The 14,273-nt window shown below is 67.5% G+C and carries 19 protein-coding genes and 1 tRNA gene; 8 read left to right on the forward strand and 12 right to left on the reverse strand.

What is annotated here, in order from left to right; all coding sequences use genetic code 11:
- Positions 1–3: 3 nt before the first annotated feature.
- Together nhaA and GBRO_RS25170 are read left to right on the forward strand one after the other, a co-directional pair.
- Complete coding sequence (gene nhaA, locus GBRO_RS06925; protein ID WP_012833260.1) at positions 4–1,332, forward strand: Na+/H+ antiporter NhaA; 1,329 nt, start codon at positions 4–6, stop codon at positions 1,330–1,332.
- A gap of 97 nt (positions 1,333–1,429) precedes the next feature.
- Positions 1,430–1,753, forward strand: a complete 324-nt coding sequence (locus tag GBRO_RS25170) for an FmdB family zinc ribbon protein (RefSeq protein ID WP_083775675.1) — start codon at positions 1,430–1,432, stop codon at positions 1,751–1,753.
- 102 nt (positions 1,754–1,855) lie between these two features.
- Here the strand turns inward: GBRO_RS25170 and GBRO_RS06930 are convergent, their stop codons facing one another.
- The gene (locus tag GBRO_RS06930; protein ID WP_041919773.1) at positions 1,856–2,434 is read right to left on the reverse strand and encodes a 5-formyltetrahydrofolate cyclo-ligase; all 579 of its coding nucleotides are present in this window, start codon (positions 2,432–2,434) and stop codon (positions 1,856–1,858) included.
- Between the two features lie 162 nt (positions 2,435–2,596).
- Here GBRO_RS06930 and GBRO_RS06935 point away from each other — a divergent pair, with 162 nt between their 5' ends.
- The 5 genes from GBRO_RS06935 (at position 2,597) to sepX (ending at position 7,748) form a co-directional block, all read left to right on the forward strand.
- Positions 2,597–3,541, forward strand: a complete 945-nt coding sequence (locus GBRO_RS06935) for a UTP--glucose-1-phosphate uridylyltransferase (protein WP_012833263.1) — start codon at positions 2,597–2,599, stop codon at positions 3,539–3,541.
- Positions 3,542–3,723: 182 nt separating this feature from the next.
- Positions 3,724–5,028, forward strand: coding sequence for a molybdotransferase-like divisome protein Glp (gene glp, locus GBRO_RS06940; protein WP_012833264.1), 1,305 nt, complete (start codon positions 3,724–3,726; stop codon positions 5,026–5,028).
- Positions 5,029–5,091: 63 nt separating this feature from the next.
- Positions 5,092–5,748, forward strand: coding sequence for a GNAT family N-acetyltransferase (locus GBRO_RS06945; protein WP_012833265.1), 657 nt, complete (start codon positions 5,092–5,094; stop codon positions 5,746–5,748).
- 19 nt (positions 5,749–5,767) lie between these two features.
- On the forward strand, positions 5,768–6,424 hold the full coding sequence (locus GBRO_RS06950) for an SIMPL domain-containing protein (protein WP_012833266.1): 657 nt from the start codon (positions 5,768–5,770) through the stop codon (positions 6,422–6,424).
- 136 nt (positions 6,425–6,560) lie between these two features.
- Complete coding sequence (sepX, locus tag GBRO_RS06955) at positions 6,561–7,748, forward strand: divisome protein SepX/GlpR (RefSeq protein WP_012833267.1); 1,188 nt, start codon at positions 6,561–6,563, stop codon at positions 7,746–7,748.
- A gap of 90 nt (positions 7,749–7,838) precedes the next feature.
- Here sepX and GBRO_RS06960 read toward each other — a convergent pair whose 3' ends face one another.
- Positions 7,839–8,597 (reverse strand): hypothetical protein, encoded by a 759-nt coding sequence (locus GBRO_RS06960; protein WP_012833268.1) that lies wholly within the window; start codon positions 8,595–8,597, stop codon positions 7,839–7,841.
- A gap of 86 nt (positions 8,598–8,683) precedes the next feature.
- Between GBRO_RS06960 and GBRO_RS06965 the strand changes: the two genes are divergently transcribed.
- Positions 8,684–8,759: transfer RNA gene (locus GBRO_RS06965), tRNA-Ala, on the forward strand.
- Between the two features lie 41 nt (positions 8,760–8,800).
- Here GBRO_RS06965 and GBRO_RS06970 read toward each other — a convergent pair.
- The 10 genes from GBRO_RS06970 to GBRO_RS25745 all read right to left on the reverse strand — a co-directional run bounded on the left by GBRO_RS06970 (position 8,801) and on the right by GBRO_RS25745 (position 14,211).
- Positions 8,801–9,973, reverse strand: coding sequence for a tyrosine-type recombinase/integrase (locus tag GBRO_RS06970; protein WP_012833269.1), 1,173 nt, complete (start codon positions 9,971–9,973; stop codon positions 8,801–8,803).
- The gene (locus GBRO_RS06975) at positions 9,970–10,209 is read right to left on the reverse strand and encodes a hypothetical protein (protein WP_012833270.1); all 240 of its coding nucleotides are present in this window, start codon (positions 10,207–10,209) and stop codon (positions 9,970–9,972) included. The genes GBRO_RS06970 and GBRO_RS06975 overlap by 4 nt, the downstream gene beginning before the upstream one ends.
- 50 nt (positions 10,210–10,259) lie before the next feature.
- Positions 10,260–10,418 (reverse strand): helix-turn-helix domain-containing protein, encoded by a 159-nt coding sequence (locus GBRO_RS27685; RefSeq protein WP_115311672.1) that lies wholly within the window; start codon positions 10,416–10,418, stop codon positions 10,260–10,262.
- The gene (locus tag GBRO_RS06980; protein ID WP_227892860.1) at positions 10,358–11,038 is read right to left on the reverse strand and encodes a recombinase family protein; all 681 of its coding nucleotides are present in this window, start codon (positions 11,036–11,038) and stop codon (positions 10,358–10,360) included. Before GBRO_RS06980 ends, GBRO_RS27685 begins: the two co-directional genes overlap by 61 nt.
- A gap of 37 nt (positions 11,039–11,075) precedes the next feature.
- On the reverse strand, positions 11,076–11,234 hold the full coding sequence (locus tag GBRO_RS26285; protein ID WP_169309865.1) for a hypothetical protein: 159 nt from the start codon (positions 11,232–11,234) through the stop codon (positions 11,076–11,078).
- Positions 11,227–11,760: a helix-turn-helix domain-containing protein gene (locus tag GBRO_RS24655; RefSeq protein WP_012833273.1), complete on the reverse strand. Its 534-nt coding sequence runs from the start codon at positions 11,758–11,760 to the stop codon at positions 11,227–11,229. Before GBRO_RS24655 ends, GBRO_RS26285 begins: the two co-directional genes overlap by 8 nt.
- 477 nt (positions 11,761–12,237) lie before the next feature.
- Complete coding sequence (locus tag GBRO_RS26290) at positions 12,238–12,786, reverse strand: hypothetical protein (protein WP_012833275.1); 549 nt, start codon at positions 12,784–12,786, stop codon at positions 12,238–12,240.
- Positions 12,783–12,968, reverse strand: coding sequence for a hypothetical protein (locus GBRO_RS07000; protein WP_147290634.1), 186 nt, complete (start codon positions 12,966–12,968; stop codon positions 12,783–12,785). The genes GBRO_RS26290 and GBRO_RS07000 overlap by 4 nt, the downstream gene beginning before the upstream one ends.
- Positions 12,969–12,979: 11 nt before the next feature.
- Positions 12,980–13,294, reverse strand: coding sequence for a hypothetical protein (locus GBRO_RS25740; protein WP_012833277.1), 315 nt, complete (start codon positions 13,292–13,294; stop codon positions 12,980–12,982).
- On the reverse strand, positions 13,291–14,211 hold the full coding sequence (locus GBRO_RS25745) for a hypothetical protein (protein ID WP_012833278.1): 921 nt from the start codon (positions 14,209–14,211) through the stop codon (positions 13,291–13,293). Before GBRO_RS25745 ends, GBRO_RS25740 begins: the two co-directional genes overlap by 4 nt.
- Positions 14,212–14,273: the final 62 nt, after the last annotated feature.

A 14,273-nucleotide genomic window follows, 5' to 3' on the forward strand; every position in this document is an offset into this window, starting at 1 on the left:
AGAATGGTTGACGGTGTGCCGGGAAGTCTGGTCGGCCTCCGGCACTGCTGGAGCGACGTCGAATCGACCGTAAGGACTCCGTTGTCACCCCACGATCTTTCCCCGCCGACCCCCTCGGCCCGCCTGCGGCGTTGGGCGGCGCTCGACACCACCAGTGGTGCCCTGCTGCTGGTTTCCGCCGCGATCGCGGTGACCTGGGCCAACTCGCCGTGGCGGGAGAGCTACCACCGGTTGCTCGAGGTGAAGTTCGGTCCGGCGTCGCTGCATCTGCACCTGTCCTTGGGCGAATGGGCCGCCGACGCCTTGCTGGCGATCTTCTTCTTCGTCGTCGGGGTGGAACTCAAACACGAGTTCGTCGCGGGTAGCCTGCGCGAGCCGCGGCTGGCCGGGGTACCGATTGCCGCGGCCGTCGGTGGCATGGTCACGCCTGCCCTGTTCTATGTGATCGTGGTGGCCGTCGGCGACCCCGCCGCACTGCACGGCTGGGCCATCCCGACGGCCACGGACATCGCGTTCGCGCTGGGTGTCCTGGCGATCTTCGGCCGGGGACTACCGCTCGCGCTGCGGACCTTCCTGCTGACGCTCGCCGTCGTTGACGATCTGCTCGGCATCACCGTGATCGCCACCTTCTACACCGAGCACATCGACATCCTCGCGCTAATCGGTGCGATCACCTGCGTCGTCGCCTTCGGCGTGCTGGTGCGTCTGTCGCGGCGGTGGTGGATTGCGCTGTTGCCGCTGGCCCTGGTGGCCTGGGCACTGATGCACGCCTCGGGGGTTCACTCGACCGTCGCCGGTGTACTGCTCGGCTTCACCGTGCCCGCCCTGGCCATCCGCGGTGAATCCCTGCCCCGCACAACCGTGTTCGACGAGGCGATCCGGCCCTACTCGGCGGCGCTTGCGCTGCCGCTGTTCGCGTTCGCGGCGGCCGGGGTGACGGTGATCGGTGGTTCGGGTCTGGTGCAGGCGGCGTCGATCGGCATCGTGGTGGGGCTGGTGGCCGGCAAGGTCGCCGGCGTGCTCGGCGCCACCTGGCTGATGACCCGGTTCACGCCGCTGCGGCTACCGGACTCGATCGGCATCCGCGACCTGCTACCCATCGGCATGCTGACCGGCGTCGGATTCACTGTCGCGCTGCTCATCGCGGAGCTTTCCTTCGACGCCGAGGACGACCCACACGCCGCTGCCGCGAAAGCTGCCATCCTGCTGGGATCGGTCCTATCCGCAGGGCTCGCCGCCGCGCTGCTGCGCTGGGATGCCCGCCTGGCACGCGACGACGACATGAACCGTGACGGTGTCCCCGACGCCGACCGGGATGTCATCGGTGGGTGACCTCGAGCGCGCCTGAGCACCCGTTTAGCACTCGGAATGGATGAGTGCCAAGATCGGTTACACTTGTCAGCGATTCACTGACTTTTCGGAGGTATCGGTGCCCACTTACTCGTATGCGTGCACGGAGTGCGACAACAAGTTCGACATCGTCCAGTCGTTCTCGGACGACTCCCTCACCGAGTGCCCGCAGTGCACGGGCCGGCTGCGCAAGCTCTTCAACACCGTCGGCATCGTGTTCAAGGGCAGCGGCTTCTACCGCACCGACTCCCGGCCCGGCTCGTCGTCGTCGGACACCTCGTCGAGCGACAGCTCCTCGTCCTCGTCGAGCGATTCCTCGTCGAGCACCAAGTCGAGCGATAGCAGCAGCAAGTCGGAGTCCTCGACGTCGTCGACCCCGGCCAAGGCCGCAGCACCCGCCTGAGCGGGACGGCCTTCGCGACTTCGCCCACCACTTTTCTGCACATCCACCACCCAACGGTGTGGTGGATCTGCAGAAGAGTGGTGGGCGAGTTGGTTTCCGCCGTCAGCCCAGCTCCTGGAACCCACCCTCGGGCGTGAGCACCCACCCGACCGGCACGTCCAACGGCCCGGACGGCAGCGAGTCGACGATCTCGTCGTCGTACACGACGGCCACGACGTCGGCGGTCAGACCGGTCAATGTGCGGTCGTAGTAGCCGCCACCCCGCCCGAGCCGCACACCCGACTTGTCCACGGCGAGAGCCGGCACCAGGATCAAGGACGCCGCGCGGATGGCCTCGACGCCGAGTCGTGCGCCGGTCGGTTCCCAGAGTCCCCAGCGGCCGCGCGCCAGTGATTCCTGCCCGTGATAGCGTGCCCAATCCAGTGGCCCCGGTTCACCCGGCGGCACCACCGGGATGAGGACGGTGACGCCGCGGTCGAGCAGCGCGTCGAGCACCGCCAGCGATCCGGGCTCGGAGCCCACGGGCACATAGGCGGCCACCGTGACGTCGTACTCCAGCCGGAACGGCGCCGCATAGATCCACTCGGCCAGGTTTCCCGCTGCCTGTTCGCGGGCGAACGGCGACATCGTGGACCGTCGCTCGATGCACTCGTCCCGTATCCGCTTCTTCAGTGTCCGCAACCCCGTCTACCCCTTGCGTCACAGAATCCATTGGTCTACGACCGGACTGTAGTCGATCGGCCTGCCCGCTGCGCCTGGTACCACATGGAATTCACCCGTTTGAACAGCTTGCGGTGAGATCGCCGACAGGCCGCTGACAGAGTCCTGAATTAGGGTAATGCCATGACCTCTGCTGCACATTCCGACGAGTTCACCGAGTACGAAGCCGTGCCGAACACGCCGCCGATCCCGCGGACCGCGGTGGTCCCGGCCGCCGGTCTGGGTACGCGCTTCCTGCCCGCCACGAAGACGGTGCCCAAAGAGTTGTTGCCCGTCGTCGACACTCCCGGAATCGAGCTGGTGGCCGAGGAGGCCAAGGCCGCCGGCGCCGACCGTCTGCTCATCATCACCTCGCCCGGCAAGGACGGTGTGGTCGCGCACTTCGTCGAGGACCTCGTCCTGGAGAACACCCTCGCCAAGCGCGGCAAGGCCGCGATGCTGGCCAAGGTGCGCAAGGCCCCCTCGTTGCTCGAAGTCGCGTCCGTGGTGCAGGAGAAGCCGCTGGGCCTCGGGCACGCGGTCGGGTGCGTGGAGCAGTACCTCGACGACGATGAGGACGCCATCGCCGTTCTGTTGCCCGACGACCTGGTGCTGCCCGGCGGCGTGCTCGAGGTGATGGCGCGCACCCGGCAGCGTCGCGGCGGATCGGTGCTGTGCGCGATCGAGGTGCCCGGCGACCGGATCAGCGCCTACGGCGTCTTCGACGTCGAGGAACTGCCCGACGCCAACAACCCGAACGTCAAGAAGCTCAAGGGCATGGTGGAGAAGCCCGAGCCGGCCGACGCGCCGTCGAACCTGGCCGCGGCGGGCCGATACATCCTGGACCGCAAGATCTTTGACGCGCTGCGCCGGATCAAGCCGGGCGCCGGTGGCGAATTGCAGCTCACCGACGCCATTGCGCTGCTGATCGAGGAGGGGGAGCCGGTGCACGTCGTCGTGCATCGCGGTACCCGCCACGACCTCGGCAATCCGGGCGGATATCTCAAGGCGGCCGTCGACTTCGCGCTCGACCGCGACGATTACGGCCCCGAACTGCGGGAGTGGCTGACCAAGCGTCTCGCCGAATGACCCCTATGACACCACTGCGCAACCACATGCGTAGCTGCGTGTATCGGCGTGCAGCGGTGTCATCCAGGTCAGCGGGGTGACGGTCCGATGCGCGTCTGCCGAGCGCGCCTGCCGTGAGTAATGCCGGTATCCGGTTACGGTGTCTGTCGTGGTGTATCCGGTGATGTCTGGAGAGCGGTGAGATGCGGTCTGTCGAGGATCATCTGACGCTGGTGACCGCCGCGGCCGTCGCCCCGCGCCCGGTGCGTGTGGCGATCTCGGAGTCTCAGGGACTGATGTGCGCCGAAGAGGTGATCACCGAACTCCCGATGCCCGGCTTCGATCAGGCCGCGATCGACGGTTACGCGGTGCGGGCCGTCGACGTGGCACTCGCGGGCACCATCGCACCCGAGGATGTCGAGGACTTCGACACCGGCGGAGCCGAACTCGTCGACCTCGAACCCAATGAGCCGATGATTGTGTCGCTGCCGGTGGTCGGGGAGGTGGGGCCCGGTGCCCGCACCCCCACCCGGCTGCAGCCGCGGCAGGCCGTCCGTGTCGAAACCGGTGCTCCCATGCCCACTCTCGCCGACGCGGTGGTACCGCTGCGGTGGACCGACGGCGGTGATCAGAAGGTCAAGATCGGTCACGGGGTGGACAGCGGCGACTATGTGCGACGCGTCGGCGACGACGTGCAGCCCGGTGACGTCGCGGTGCGCGCCGGCTCGATCATCGGTCCCGCCCAGGTGGGTCTGCTCGCCGCGGTCGGCCAATCACGGGTGATGGTGCATCCGCGGCCGCGGCTGTCGGTCATCTCGGTGGGCAGCGAACTCGTCGACATCGACCGCACACCCGGGCCCGGACAGATCTATGACGTCAACAGTTATGCCCTGGCCGCCGCTGCCCGCGACGCCGGTGCCGACGTCAACCGCGTCGGCATCGCCGAGCGTGACGCCTCCCGGATGCGGGAAGTGGTTGAGGCGCAACTCATCCGGTCGGAGATCGTGGTGATCTGCGGGGCCATCGGCGGTAGCGCGTCACGCGCGGTCGCCGACGCGCTGGCCGACCTCGGTGAGCTCGAGATTGTCCGGGTGGCCATGCATCCGGGTTCGGTGCAGGGTTTCGGGCGCCTCGGCCGCGACGAGGTCCCGACCTTCCTACTGCCCGCCAACCCGGTGAGCGCGCTGGTGACCTTCGAGGTGATGGTGCGTCCGCTGATCCGCATCGCGCTGGGCAAACGGCAGCCGATGCGCCGGATCATCAAGGCGCGCACCATCGGACCGATCGCGTCGGTGCAGGGCCGCAAGGGGTATCTGCGCGGGCAGTTGATGCGCGATGAACGATCCGGGGACTATCTGGTGCAGGTGCTCGGGGCGTCGCCGACCGGGTCGTCGCATCTGCTTGCCGAGCTCGCCGAGGCCAACTGTCTGATCATGGTGGACGCCGACGTCGAGGAACTCGGCACCGGCGACGAGGTCGACGTGTCGTTCCTGGCGCAACGCGGCTGAATCACCTGCACAGACGGCCCATCGGCCACGGGCACCGTACCCCAGCGAATAAGATCCCATTCTGTGTTCAGGTGGTTGAGCGGCGATCAGGCCAGTCCGGGGTGGCCGGCGACTCTCGGCCCGTTACGCCTGCCCGCGGGTGGCGTGGTCCTGCGGCCGGTCAAGCTGCGCGACGGCAAGACGTGGAGCGAGTTGCGTATCCGGAATCAGAACTCGCTGCTGCCGTGGGAACCCACCGGCGTCGGGAGCTGGGCCGACCGACATCAACCGGGCTCGTGGCCGCCCCTGTTCGCGATCCTCAAATCGGAGGCCAAGCGTGGCACCATCCTGCCGTTCGTGATCGAACTCGACGGCGTCTACGTCGGGCAACTGACCGTGGGGAACATCCAGCGCGGCGCGGTACGCACCGCGTGGATCGGGTACTGGGTGGACGAGGCGCACGCCGGTAAGGGCATCGCGACCGCGGCGGTGGCCCTCGGCGTCGATCACTGCTTCGGTGCGGTGGGCCTGCACCGGCTCGACGCGACGGTCCAGCCGTCGAACATGGCGTCACAGAAAGTGTTGGGCAAGATCGGTTTTCGACGCGAGGGTCTGCTCGAACGCTATATGGACGTCAACAAACGCTGGCGCGATCATCTGCTGTTCGCGCTCACCGTGGAGGAAGTGGTGGGCAGCGCGGTGGAAACGCTGGTGCGATCGGGGCGGGCCAGTCTGCACTGATTGCCGGTATGTTGGGCCGATGGCGCCACTGGAGATCGTCGTCCGGGGACGTGCGCGTGGCCGCTACCGGCCCGAGCGCGCGACACTGCACCTGTCCGTTCAGATCGAGGGTCCGGAGAAGCCCGAGGTCCGCACGCGTGCTGTCGTCGTGCAGTCCGAGCTGATCACCACCCTTGATGGGCTGCGCAACGACGGCGCGCTCACCACCTGGTCGTCGGACTCGATCCGTGTGTACTCCTACCGCCCGCACGATCGGGATGGCCGCCGGCTGGATCCGGTGTACACCACCACGATTGCGCTCGACGCCGAGTTCACCGATTTCGAGCTGCTCTCCGGCTTCATCGACGACTGGTCCGACCGCGACGGCGTGCAGGTGGGACAGATCGCCTGGGACGTCACCGATGACCATCGCCTCGACCACGAGCGGGACCTGCGACGGCAGGCCGTCGAGGACGCGGTCGCGAAGGCGCAGGCCTACGCCGACGCCGTCGGACGCGGGACGGTTGTCGCGACCCAGCTCGCCGATCCGAACATGCTCGCCGAGTCATCTCCCGCGCAACCGATGATGATGCGCGCGATGGTGGGCGACGACGGAGCCGGGCCGCCGTCGCTGGAACTGCGCTCCGACGACATCGAGATCGTCGTCGCGGTGGATGCGCGGTTCGTCGCCGAGTGAGCCGAGTGGTCCGGATAGCTGAGATCGGGGTGTGAACTTCGGGCTTCCCCGGCGCGTCTACGTGGGACGAGCGCTCTCGGGCCATACATTGTGCAGTGATCCCGTGTGACCAGAGTGAAAGAAAGGGAGAGTCGCCATGCCCAACTCTGTTTTGTGGGTCTGCCTCGTCGCGGTCTGGCTCTTCGTGCTGGTCCCGATGGTGATCAAGGGCCGGCCGCAGATGCTGAAGTCCACCGACATCGCCCGCGCCACCCGGCTGCTGCACCGCGGCGGCTCCAAGACCGCCACCCCGCGTCGACGCGTTCCGACCCGGCGTAGCGAGGACGGCTCGTGGTCGCGAAAGACCAAGGAAGAGCGGCTCAAAGCCAAGCTCGCCGACGACTCCGCGGACGTCGAAGACGCCGACGAGAAGACCACTCCGGTTCGCCGCGCCACCACCGAGAAGGTTGAGGCGCCGGTGGTCGAGGCGGCTGACGATGTCGCCGACGACGTCGATGACGCGGTTGTCGACGCCGATCTTGACGACGCAGATCTCGACGATGCCGACTCTGAGGGCGCCGACTCTGGCGATGCCGACTCCGAGTACGACGATGAGGATCTGACCGACGACGCCGAGTACGAGGACGCCGAATACGAAGACTCTGAGTACGAAGACGCGGACTATGAGGACGCCGAGTATGAAGACGAGGACGACGCCGACTACGAGGAAGCCGACTACGAGGAAGCCGCGTACGAGGACGAGGACGACGATCTCGACGAAGACGAGTACGACGGGTATTCGCGTTCGGCCCACGTCGACTCCGACGACGCGCAGGACGTGGAACCCGAGCCGGCGCATGCGCGTGAATCGAGCCGGTCCCGCCGGTCGTCGGGCCGGAGCAGTGCCTACTCGGTGGAGGACGCCGACCGCGATGCGCGTTATCGGGAGCGGCAGCGCGTCACACTCGGCCTGCTGGTCCTGACTCTGCTGGCCGTTGTCGCCGGTGTGGTCTTCGGACTTGGCGGCTGGGTCGCCACCGGTGTGACCGCGATCATGCTGGTCGGCTACCTGTTCTACCTGCGGCGTGCGACCAGGACCGAACAGAAAATCCGGGCCCAGCGCGCGGCCCGTGCCGCACGCACCCGGCGGCAAGAGGCCGAGCGCCGTCGTCGCGAGGCCGAGACTCCCGAATTCGCTTCCGCCCCACCGCCTCCGCGTCTTCGGCGTCCGGGCGGGGCGGTTGTGCTGGAGATCGACGACGAGGACCCCGTCTTCGAGCATCTGCCGCAGTACCAGCGTCGACGCGTCATGCGCGAGGAGCCCGAATACCGTCGCGTCGGGTGAGCATTCCCGGAACGGTCGCCCTCAGTGGTGCCCGAGGAGCGTATTGCCGTCGGAGGCCACTGAGAACGACCGCTCCGGACACCACCAGAGCTATGAGGATGGCTTGTCGTGCGGTCGCACGACGTCGGGATGCGCCACGATCCACGCCCGCCCCTGTTTGACGGCACGCGAAAGCGCAAGGCGCTCACCGACATACAGCGCCGGACCGCCGACCACGGGTATCCAGGTGAGCATCTCGAACGGTTTGCGGGGCTGCGGGCGGCGGTCGAGTTCGTCGGTGATCGCACGCAGTGTCTGAGCCGTGTCCCAGATCGCGCGGGTCATCGACTTGCGTCGCTCCTTGTTTCCGGCGGGCAATGCCGGCGCCGACTCGGCTCCCACCTCGGGGTCGACGAGGTCGCGGCCGCACAAGACGGCCGCGAGGAGCCGCACCTGGTCGGCGCGGTCGGTGACCCCGTACTCGCGGGCGACCGCCACCAACACCATGGCCTGATTGGCGAAGCCGAGAACGGAGGCGACCGGCAGCTTCTTGGTCCACGCCCCGAAGATCCCGGGGAACGCCACCGCGCTGGTGTTGATGGTCCCGATCCGGGTCACCCACCAGCTGGCACGTTTGTTCATCGGCCGCTCCGACCACCCTTTGGTGCCGGGCCAGTCGGCGGCGTCGACGACCTGCGCCAGATGGTGTTTGACCTGGTCGATGCGGGAATCGTGGTCGGCGGCGTCGTGGAAGGTGTGATCCTTCAAGCCCAGCGGATCGCGTTCGGCGAGGGCGTCGAGGACGGGGTTGATCCCGGCCACGGCGTTGTCGAGTACGGATGCGATGGTCTCGTCGGAAAGCTGGGCCACAGAGGTGACCCTATCGGCCCGGACGCGTTTGTGATCGGGCGGGGGAGGGCTGATAAAGTGACACGCGGCCGGTCGAGAGACCGCCCGGGGCTATGGCGCAGTTGGTAGCGCGACTCGTTCGCATCGAGTAGGTCAGGGGTTCGATTCCCCTTAGCTCCACCAGTAAAAGCCCAGTTCAGGGCATGTATTCGGACTCGTCGCGACTACCTCGGAGTCGTCCCGTCCCGCAGTGGTCCCGCAGTAGTTCCGCTCGTGGCCCGGATCTTGGCATCGAGCGCACCGGCCACGAGGTCGAGATCGTCATCGAAGAGATCCGCGTAGGTGTCCAGGGTCATAGACGCCTTGGCGTGGCCAAGCATCCGCTGAACCGCCTTCACGTTGGCCCCGGCCGAGATCGCCAGGGATGCCGCGGTGTGGCGCAGGTCGTGCGGACTCAGCGAGGGGAACGTGTCGTCGGCCCGCTGGCAGCCCTTCACCGCCTTGTCGAACACGCGCGGCCGCCATATCGAGTTCCGCAGCACGCCCCCGCTCTCGGCCGTGAACACCAGGTCATCGCGGCCCTTGCCCGCCATCAACGGCGCGATGGTCTCGGCCAGGACGGCAGGGAAGGGGACCGACCGGCGTTCGTGGGTCTTGGGCGTACCCCAGACCAGGTGACCCCTGACCTCGGTGACCGACCGCGAGACGTCGACCCGGCGGCGCAGCATGTCGAAGTCGGACACGCGCAGCGCTGCCATCTCACCCCATCGCAGACCGGTGTAGGCCAGGAGCTCGACGACCTCGGGACGGAACGTGATCGCCTCGGCCAGCGCCTGCACGTGCGGCACCGACAGGTACGCCCGGTCAGGGTGCGAGCGCCGGGGCAGCTTCACGTTCACGCATGGGTTGGCCGAGATCCGCCGGTCATCGACAGCCAGTTCGCACAGACCGCGGAGAACGCCGACAGCACGCTCGATGGTCGGCACGCCCACGCCCGCCTGCGCCATGTCCGCCACCCATGCCCGCACAGCGGTGACCCGGATGTCGCCGACGGTCACGCCTGCCCACCGGGGCATCACGTGGCAGCAGTAGGCAGTCTCGCGGGACGCGATCGTTTTCTGGCTCAGGTGGCCGGCCTGCGCGGTCCACTCACCCCACAAGGCCGCGACCGTGACCCGACCGGCGCGCTCATGGACGAACCGGCCGGTATTGCGCGCCGTGGTCAGCTCGGACAGGTACGCGGTCGCGTCCGACTTCTTGTCGAACGACTTCGAGTGCTCGCGCGACTCATCGACCCACCGGACAAGCCAGCGCTTGCCCCGGCCGTACTTGGCCGACCGCTCGCCGGTCGCGGTGTGCCAGGCGTCGGTGATCCCTTCCCGCCGGTTGCGGTTCACGAGATGCCGTGCGCAGCGAGGGCGGCAGTGATCCCGTTGCGCAACGCGATCAAGCGCGCCGCGTCGACGTCGATGCCGTTGCATTCGGGGTCGCCGTCGAGCACGGTGATGGTCCACCGGGGCGCGCCGTAGTCGTCGCCGTCACTCGGGTAGGTCTCGGCGATCGTCACGTCGCCGAGGTCCCGCACGCCGGTAACCGAAAACCATTGGCGCTCAATCTCATTCATATCGCTCATCGTTCGTTCCTTCTCTCGGCGGAGGTGCGGATCTCGCGCCCCCGAGGTTCTCAGGCCGGTGTGACAGCCTTGGCGTAGTTGTAGACCGACTGCCGCGAGATCCCGAACTCGCGGGCCAATGCGGCGACCGACTCCCCCGCGTTCAGGTCTAGGCCAGTGCGGCGGCATCCTGACTGGTCAGCACCGCCCGCACGGTCGACGCGTGCCACGTCGCGCCGCCCCGCACGGTCGGGATCCCGGCCGCGGTCAGCTCGGCGGCGATCGCGCGCAGGCTCTTGCCCTCGGCCTTGGCCGCGACGATCCGCGCGGTGACCTCGGCCGGAGTCTCACTCGGCCGTCCCAGACGAACGCCCTGCGCCTTACGAGCAGCCAGTGCAGCCTTGGTGCGATCGCTGATCATCGAGCGTTCGAGTTCGGCGACGCCGCCCATGATCTGGGTCGTGAAGCGCCCTGCGGCGGTCGAGGTGTCAACCGTGCCGTCGACGGCGACCACTGCGCCCGCGGCCGACTCGACCCGGTCGATGACGTCGAGCAGGGCGCGCAGGTTGCGCGCCAGGCGATCACTCTTGGCCACGACGAGAGCGGCGGCCTGGCCCGACTCGACCGCTGCCAGAGCGGCGGCGAGGCCAGGGCGCTTGTCCGCGGCCTTGCCGCCGCTCACGCCCTCGTCGGCGTACTCGGCGACGAGGGTCCATCCACGACGGGCGGCCTCGGCCGCGATGGCGGCGCGTTGGGCGTCGAGACCCGCGCCGCTGTCGGCCTGCTCGGCAGTGGACACGCGGACGTACGAAACGACCGTGTTGGCGGGGGCGGTGCGGCGCTTGCTCATGCCCTCAGTGTACATGAATCGACCGTTTTATGTACACCTACTCGGCCGACAAGGCATCGAGAGCGACGATCGCGCCCTGGAAAGCGGCGTACTCGGTCGGGGTCGCGGTCAACTCGCCCGCGTCGATGGCGGCCAGGACGCGGCGCAGGTGCTCGGCACTCTCGCGGGCCTCGGCCAGGACGTCGCGGTCAGTCATGGCGTTCATCCTCGCCGCCCTCATCCCACCGGGCAACGGTGGCCCGGACGCCCCTGGCCAGCGCGTCGAGCATCGACACGGCAGCCTCGGTGTGCCCGCTTGCGTCGTCGGCCGCGTGCGTCGCGACCCTCGTCAGCCGCTCTATCGCGTTGCTCAGGTCGGAAACCGCACGCGCAGAAGGTAACTCGGTCTCGACCGTCTCGACACCCTCCCGGGTGGCGATGTGTTCTAATCCCTTGTCCCACAACCGTTTACGTATCTCAAGCGCGTCGGTTAAGGCCGCCTCGGCGAGTTCCTGGCGCGCCAGGCGCAACCGCTCGGCCTGGACCTGACCGGCGATCGGCGCAGGCCACCACGACAGGCCCCAGCGGCGCGATGCCCTGGACAGGTCGGGCTGACTGACGCCCAGATGTGCGGCGGCCTGTGTCTGGGACAGGCCACTGTCGCGTAGTCGGCGGGCCTCGGCCTCGTCGGCGTCAGTGACCGCGCGCGCGGATCGAACGGGGTCACGGCTCTCATCTGTCATCGGCGGCACGCCCTGCATTTGTCGCGGTGCCCCGGGTGAAGAGCACCAGGGTTCCGCGCGAGCAACTCCGCACAGCGATCGCAGAATCCGGCCGACAGCGCGGCCTGGAGGTCGGCCACCTGATTCCCGACGCCGGGAATCACGCCGCCATCCTTCCGGAAGATGAGGCTGCGGAGGAGGTCGCCAAAAGCACGCGGGAATCCGAGAACAGCGCCCGGGACGTCCCGCGGCGAGGCCGGGTCGGGACGGAAATACAGGTCGGGCTCGCCGTTGCCACCGAGTACCCAGCCCATCACCGCCTCCGCTCATGCTGACGCTCGCGTAATGCCGACCGCCGAACGATCGAATCAAACTCACCAGCACACCGGAGAGCGCTCACGTAGAGCTTGCGCCGCTCCTCGGGGTCTGATGCCGCGGCGTGCCGGTTGCGCAGTTCTGTGAAGCGTTCAAGTACCTCGGCGGCCTCGTCCTTGCGAGTCACTGCCCGCCCCCGGAGATGTCCCTGAGTGCCGCGCGACGACGGCGACGGCGCTCGTTCGCGCGATCGAACGCGGCGCGACTCGCCGAAGTCTTGCGGTCACGAGCCTTCTCGACCTCGGCGGTCGTGAACCGCTGGCGAGACCGGGCCAGCTCGGCGCGCCCGCTCGGAGCAAGCCGCGAATCAATCACCTTGACGCCGGTTGTCGAGCACGCCGGGCATTCGTCCGTGCCTTCGCGGGCGGTCAGCTCCTCGCCGTCGGGTCCCTGCTCCCGCAAGTTGCCCGCCTTCTCGGCCAACTCTGACTGCGCGACGGCCTCGGCCAGGTCGCCGGCCTGCCGCGCCCTGTGCGCGCGACGCCGAAGAATTGCCTGTTCCACCCCGCTATTCACCGTGTTGGTTGCGAGTTTCGCGCGGTCGATCTGACTCTCGGGAACCTCGGAACCGCAAGCAGGGCAACGTGTTGGGCGCTCCTTGCGGATAATGCTGGATCTCGGCACGCCAGACTTGCCTTTGCGATCACCAAATACTTTGTCGGCTTTACTCATTCGCTTTCTCCTTTGTGTGTTGTTGAAACGGACCGATGAGCCTCGACAGCATCGGCAAGGCGCGAGGCCAGTTCGAGAGCCTCGGCCGCGGTGAAGGCGAACCGCATACCCGAGATCCCGAACCGGATCGGGCAGCGGCCGTCAGTGACGACGACCTCGGGCACCTCGCGACGTGTAGACATCCGGACCAGCATCACGTCGCCCCTTCGGCGATGTCGGCGTGGTGCGCCAGTTCGGTTGCCAGCGCGTATGCCTGGCGCGGCGACAGGTCGGCCACCGGGACCTCGGCGACCTCCAGGACGACGAGGTCCTGAATCGCGTATACGACCACCGCAGGACCGCCCTCGGCGCGGATCGCGACCTCGCGGTCAACCTGCGCCCGATCCCGATCGGCCAGGACGCTACCGATCACGACGCGAGCGACGAGGCAATGCCAACGGGCGGCGATCCATCGGTCGACCCGGTCCAGGCGGCGCTGAAGACGGACGAGTAACAACTCCAGCCTCATGCTGCCCTCCTTGCGTGGTAGAGATCGAGCAGTTCGTAGACGTCGATCTCGCTGAACATGTGTCGGGTGGGGTCGCCGTCGGTCGGGTCGAGGTCCGCGACGATGACCCGGATTGCCGCGGTGAGTGAGGCTCCCCAATTCGCGGACCGGCGATCCTCTCCGAGCGCTGCCGTGCCCGACTTGGCCCAATCGTCGAACGCGACGAAAACGGATTCGGCATGAACGTCGATCCCGCGAGACCACGCTGTGTGCAGCTCGGACCAGTGTGCGCGGTTCGGCGTCCACCTGTCCGGGAGCGGAAGCGGTGACCGTGTCTGTTCGAGCGACCAACCACGCTCGAACCGGGCCGTGACAGCGGACAGTTCTGCCCTCGGTTTCGTATCCGCGTGCCCTGCCGAGGTCGGCGAAGAGCTGTCGTGAGATCCGTTGGCAACGTCAGAGTTCGGCAGGGCACCAGTAGAAAAAGAACCCTGTTCTTCTTTAAGACCCCTGTTATATGTGCGCAACTTCTTGCGCCCTGTAGCGCGCAACTTCTTGCGCCCTGTCGGGGCGGAAATCTGGCGCAGATGAGCTGCCGTGAACTCGTCGTCTGGGAATCCGGGCTCGACGTACTCGCCAACTCGCAGCCGGTACAGACTTGCTCGCTGCGTCCCGTCGGTGCGGTAGCGGCGGACCTGCTGAAGGTAACCCGCGTCGGCAAGCCGCGTGAGGTATCCGTCGATGGATCGCTCGCTCGCGCCGAACTCCTCGGCCATCGTCTCGCGCCGCAAGAAGAACTGTCCCATCGGGTTCCCGATGTAATCGCTTGCCTCACTGGCTGTTTCACCACGATAGGCGTGGCAGGAGAGGTAGCTGTAGAACGCTGCGATTACGTGCGGCAACTCGGCGAAGATTCTCATATCCACGCGCCCCCACATCACCCGGGTATCCTTGGCGGTGTAGACGATCTCTGAACACTCTTCTTGGGGTGTCGCTCTAC

This window comes from Gordonia bronchialis DSM 43247 (genome assembly GCF_000024785.1).
Taxonomy (GTDB): Bacteria; Actinomycetota; Actinomycetes; order Mycobacteriales; family Mycobacteriaceae; genus Gordonia; species Gordonia bronchialis.

What these genes read in the sequence shown, in the direction of transcription:
- nhaA (WP_012833260.1), top strand. Translation starts at nt 4, where the DNA reads ATGGTTGACGGTGTGCCGGGAAGTCTGGTCGGCCTCCGGCACTGCTGG.
- GBRO_RS06935 (WP_012833263.1), top strand. Translation starts at nt 2,597, where the DNA reads ATGACCTCTGCTGCACATTCCGACGAGTTCACCGAGTACGAAGCCGTG.
- glp (WP_012833264.1), top strand. Translation starts at nt 3,724, where the DNA reads ATGCGGTCTGTCGAGGATCATCTGACGCTGGTGACCGCCGCGGCCGTC.
- GBRO_RS06950 (WP_012833266.1), top strand. Translation starts at nt 5,768, where the DNA reads ATGGCGCCACTGGAGATCGTCGTCCGGGGACGTGCGCGTGGCCGCTAC.
- sepX (WP_012833267.1), top strand. Translation starts at nt 6,561, where the DNA reads ATGCCCAACTCTGTTTTGTGGGTCTGCCTCGTCGCGGTCTGGCTCTTC.
- GBRO_RS06975 (WP_012833270.1), bottom strand. Translation starts at nt 10,209, where the DNA reads ATGAGCGATATGAATGAGATTGAGCGCCAATGGTTTTCGGTTACCGGC.
- GBRO_RS06980 (WP_227892860.1), bottom strand. Translation starts at nt 11,038, where the DNA reads ATGAGCAAGCGCCGCACCGCCCCCGCCAACACGGTCGTTTCGTACGTC.
- GBRO_RS26285 (WP_169309865.1), bottom strand. Translation starts at nt 11,234, where the DNA reads ATGACTGACCGCGACGTCCTGGCCGAGGCCCGCGAGAGTGCCGAGCAC.
- GBRO_RS24655 (WP_012833273.1), bottom strand. Translation starts at nt 11,760, where the DNA reads ATGACAGATGAGAGCCGTGACCCCGTTCGATCCGCGCGCGCGGTCACT.
- GBRO_RS26290 (WP_012833275.1), bottom strand. Translation starts at nt 12,786, where the DNA reads ATGAGTAAAGCCGACAAAGTATTTGGTGATCGCAAAGGCAAGTCTGGC.
- GBRO_RS07000 (WP_147290634.1), bottom strand. Translation starts at nt 12,968, where the DNA reads ATGTCTACACGTCGCGAGGTGCCCGAGGTCGTCGTCACTGACGGCCGC.
- GBRO_RS25740 (WP_012833277.1), bottom strand. Translation starts at nt 13,294, where the DNA reads ATGAGGCTGGAGTTGTTACTCGTCCGTCTTCAGCGCCGCCTGGACCGG.
- GBRO_RS25745 (WP_012833278.1), bottom strand. Translation starts at nt 14,211, where the DNA reads ATGTGGGGGCGCGTGGATATGAGAATCTTCGCCGAGTTGCCGCACGTA.